Raw genomic sequence first — 3,901 nt, forward strand, 5'->3', positions numbered from 1 at the left:
AGGCGGATAGAAAGAGCCCACGGACAGGGGGGCAGGGGGTGGATGGCGTCCCCGCCGCTGGCCTTTATGGCCAGGCTGGGCGCCACGTTTTTTACCGCAAGCCGGACGCAGCCGGGCAGATGGCGTGCTTCCCGGCCCGTCACTGGAGGGGGGCTTGGAAGAGTTGCCACTGTGCTGATTGAGGCGGTCCTCCAACTCGGTAATACGGTCCAGCAGCTTATGTATCAGCTCGTGGGCCTGTTCGAGGGTGAGTGAATTAACGGCCGGTGTCGGGTGCTTTTTGGTCATGCCAGTGATGATGCAACACGAGCGGGATCATGCAAGAGGCAAAGGCGGATCAAGAGACGATCGTCTCTTTTTTCCTGTCAAGCCACTCTCGGTGAACGGTTACATGGTGGTGACCATCCTGTCGGCTGTTGCGCAGGCCGAACGGCGCAGGATACTGGAACGCACGAATGAAGGCAGACAGGAAGCAAAACTGAAGCAGGAGAACTGTAGACAGGGACTATGTGCTGTCGTTATATCGTCAGGGAATTGGAGCTACCGGGATTTCTCGGCAACTCCGTATTGCTCGTTCCACGGTTTATAAAGTTTTGGATGACAAAAATATTCTTAGCTCAAGTAAATAACAAAGTGTTGTCGTCTTTTTTACCAGCCAACAAAAAACATTGAGGCGCCAACATCCCTATCCTTCCATTTTTACATATTGAACATAAGAAATATTTGGCTCATCTTTAATATCGTATGCGGACCTTAAGTATGGCGGTAAGAAATCGTTGAAAGAGGTTAAGCTAGTAAAAAAAAACTCCCCATAATTTGGGTCGAAAAATGTAGCTCCATTGTTTTTTGTTAATTCAAGTGCCATGTTATGAAATGAACCTGGTAATCCTAGGGAGATAGAATATAATCCAACGTCCACTGGAGCAGAATTGTCATATATTTCTATCGTGTATCCTTTATTTTTTACGTAGTCCATAATAACACCAGGATTCCCAGTTTTAACCCTCTCCATAGCAACATGCATGATCTCTTCTCTTCCTTCCGGAGTGGATATATCAGAAAAGAAATCAATTATTGAGTTTCTTTCAGTTAACCATTTTGATGTCAAAGGCACACAAACCCCTTCTTTTGCAAGGGTTGAATTTTGTATGAAATCTTCCTGATTAAAATCCATTAACAACTTGACGTCCGAAACACCACTTAACTCCCGCTAAACTTCAGTAAGGCCAGATAATATATTGGTGTTTTTTTTGTTTGATGAGAGATTAGTTGTGGCAGAATCATCGATATCATCGTCACTGTAATCCGGTTCAGGAACTTCCGGCATGCTTTCTTTTATACACGCAGCGACGCCAACTTTAACGTAAGTTTCATCATGCTTTTTGTTCCGAGGCTCTGTATTTAATAATACAGGGCTGATTTTATCATGTGTGTTGCTTACTCTAGATATATTTTTTATTAGAACGCTGTTCACTTGCTCATTACTGGTTAACTCGACTGAGTTTCTTGAGTAATTTATCTGGGCTCGATTAATTGATGGAAGCATGTATTACACCTCTACTAATATGTCATTTAGTAGATTTTATCATGAATTTTTAGCGAAAAAAGTAACAAATCGACCATTTTCTTTCAGAATATATGGAAGGAAGAACATGAGACAAACGATCACCTGAGTCCATTAGAAGAGGCGTCAGAGGAAGAAAGGATTGCTTAACGTGAGTTTTCGTTCCACTGAACGTCAGCCCCCGATTAAAGAGTTTGACACCCTGGGGGTGGCTGTCAGGTTTATTGATGACGGGATCAGCACCGACGGCGAAATGGGTAAAATGGTAGTCACCATTCTGTCAGCGGTGGCACAGGCCGAACGGCGCAGGATACTGGAACGTACCAATGAAGGTCGACAGGAAGCAAAGTGGAAAGGCATCAAATTTGGACGCAAGCGTATCGTCGACCGTAATGTCGTGCTTGCACTTCATCAGGAAGGTACCGGCGCTACAGTGATTGCCCGACAGCTCTGCATTGCACGTTCCACTGTATACAAGATTTTGAAAGACGAGACGTTTACACTCTTCTCAAACAACGCAATTTAGCTCAATAACCTTGCCTTCATAAGGCAAGGTTAACATCAGCCATCAAGGTTCACTAAAATTAGCCTCGGAACGATACTAAATGGCTTTGCAGAATAGCGCTCCAGTTACCGTAAACTGAGTTTGTTATTCATCAGTGCCGATGCAATATTTGAACGTTCCGCTTTTGCGGTCGCAATGAAATCTCTGTTAAATGGATTGCTAGTTGTGTAAAATAAAATATCTGAATGTTTTTTTAATTGCCTTACATTTTCCAGCGTTTTTTTAACATTTCCTTTCTGGGCATTTTTTATTAACCTATGAGCATCACTTTCTGTTTTTTGATACATGGAGTAAATTTTACTCCCTCTACTCTCCGCTGTATTTTTAACGCCTTTCAGGGCTTTAAGAAATTGTTTTGCAGAATGAGTAATTTCCGCGCTGGTACAAGAAGAAGTCTTTACAACTGATGTGGAACCGAAAATCCTGAAAATGCTAGAAATGTTCATTTTTATATACCTCACATGGTGGAATCAAGATGAGAACACATCAATGTTTTTTTGTCTTTCAAAAAACGACTGTGGCTAAATCCCATTAGCCAAAAGGCCATTCCATTTTGACATCCTCCCCCACCTTCGCGCTTCGCGTCTCAGGAGGGGGAGGATGTCAACGTTATTCGGCGGCCTTGGCCGCTTTGTCTTTGGCTCTAAGAGTCATTCCGAGAGAGCGTTTTGGCGAGGTGGTTAAGCCCGCTCCCGTAGGGCTGTCCATCAGGCCGTGTGTTTGGCCTGTGGGCAGTAGGGCTTATCCACGGAGCGGTTTGTTTTAGGTTTTTGTGTGGAGGATTTTCAGGTTTGGCAAAGCAGACAGGTTTGGTAAAGGCCCGCAACATGGCGGGGTTCTTCAAATCGCAATCGTTGGTACTGCTGGAAGTGCTCGATGGCTTGGGACTGGATGAACAGGCAGAGCTGTGCGAGCGCATCCATGACCTTGCAGAGGAGATCGTCAAGACGCTCCCCAGCGAGGAAGAGGCCGCGATTCAGTCCGGCTTATCTGGTCACTGTTACCGTAATTGACAGGCCCATTTTGGGCGGTAGACGGCTGCGTTTTTGGTTTTAGCCAGCTACTGTTTCGCCCGCTTCGCGGCTCACAGTAACACGGGGCTGGTGAGGGGCTTCGCCCCTTCAATCCCCACACCATCACAACCAGCTTTTGAGCCATCAAAACACGATTTTGCATGGTCAGCTCGTGCCGCCCGCTCGCTATCACCCTGTTTTTTTGCTCGCAAAATGTGTCTTCTCTGCTGCCAGAAGCAAGCCGTTCCAATACGTTACTGTGAGCCGTCCGCAGCTCACAGTAACGTCAGTAGTCAGATAAAAATCGAGTGGCAGCGGGAACGTGTCAGCGAGCAAATATTAAGAACCGAAGCCCAGCCGAGAGCCTGAAATCATGTGCGTAGTGAGTGTGAGCGTATTTTTGTGCGTGAAATCGTGGCAAGCCAATGACCACGCTATGTAGCGGCGAGTTTATGAGCCGTACATAGCGTGGTCGAGAGAGTGCAACCCTCGTCAATGTCTGGGCGCGACATTGGCCAGCAGGAAAGCTTCACACAAGATAGGTGAAGCGACCCTGCGCAGGTGGGGAATGCCTACCGCGCTGCGCTTGGTGTCCCCGTGTGACACAGACAGCAAAAAGCCGCTGTCAGCGCCACACGGGGATCGAATAGGGCATCGGGGGTCTGTGCTGACGGCACGTTGTTGCAGGTGATCAGCACGGAGGTATCAAAGAGTTATTTTGATGAATCAAAAATAGAAATTGATGTATGGGGCGTTGGT

At 46.4% G+C, this 3,901-nt stretch carries 7 protein-coding genes; 3 read left to right on the plus strand and 4 right to left on the minus strand.

Features of this window, described 5'->3' with window-relative positions; all coding sequences use genetic code 11:
* A partial coding sequence (locus CUC53_RS07100; RefSeq protein WP_236757866.1) for a DUF6444 domain-containing protein occupies window positions 1-288 on the minus strand: 288 nt, incomplete at its 3' end.
* Between the two features lie 221 nt (window positions 289-509).
* Here CUC53_RS07100 and CUC53_RS19620 point away from each other — a divergent pair.
* Window positions 510-629, plus strand: coding sequence for a helix-turn-helix domain-containing protein (locus CUC53_RS19620; RefSeq protein WP_476692206.1), 120 nt, complete (start codon window positions 510-512; stop codon window positions 627-629).
* A gap of 56 nt (window positions 630-685) precedes the next feature.
* Here the strand turns inward: CUC53_RS19620 and CUC53_RS07110 are convergent, their stop codons facing one another.
* Both CUC53_RS07110 and CUC53_RS18835 read right to left on the minus strand, forming a co-directional pair.
* Window positions 686-1,174: a YopT-type cysteine protease domain-containing protein gene (locus CUC53_RS07110; RefSeq protein WP_100293513.1), complete on the minus strand. Its 489-nt coding sequence runs from the start codon at window positions 1,172-1,174 to the stop codon at window positions 686-688.
* 36 nt (window positions 1,175-1,210) lie between these two features.
* The gene (locus CUC53_RS18835; protein WP_157798215.1) at window positions 1,211-1,546 is read right to left on the minus strand and encodes a hypothetical protein; all 336 of its coding nucleotides are present in this window, start codon (window positions 1,544-1,546) and stop codon (window positions 1,211-1,213) included.
* 169 nt (window positions 1,547-1,715) lie between these two features.
* On the opposite strand from CUC53_RS18835, the gene CUC53_RS07115 reads away from it, so the two are divergent.
* Window positions 1,716-2,090 (plus strand): recombinase family protein, encoded by a 375-nt coding sequence (locus CUC53_RS07115; protein ID WP_476692207.1) that lies wholly within the window; start codon window positions 1,716-1,718, stop codon window positions 2,088-2,090.
* Window positions 2,091-2,194: 104 nt separating this feature from the next.
* Here CUC53_RS07115 and CUC53_RS18840 read toward each other — a convergent pair whose 3' ends face one another.
* The gene (locus CUC53_RS18840; protein WP_157798216.1) at window positions 2,195-2,575 is read right to left on the minus strand and encodes a hypothetical protein; all 381 of its coding nucleotides are present in this window, start codon (window positions 2,573-2,575) and stop codon (window positions 2,195-2,197) included.
* 345 nt (window positions 2,576-2,920) lie between these two features.
* Here CUC53_RS18840 and CUC53_RS07120 point away from each other — a divergent pair, with 345 nt between their 5' ends.
* On the plus strand, window positions 2,921-3,142 hold the full coding sequence (locus tag CUC53_RS07120; protein WP_420808046.1) for a Rop family plasmid primer RNA-binding protein: 222 nt from the start codon (window positions 2,921-2,923) through the stop codon (window positions 3,140-3,142).
* The last annotated feature ends 759 nt before the right edge of the window (window positions 3,143-3,901 follow it).

The sequence above is a fragment of the Aeromonas cavernicola genome (assembly GCF_002795305.1).
Taxonomy (GTDB): domain Bacteria; phylum Pseudomonadota; class Gammaproteobacteria; order Enterobacterales; family Aeromonadaceae; genus Aeromonas; species Aeromonas cavernicola.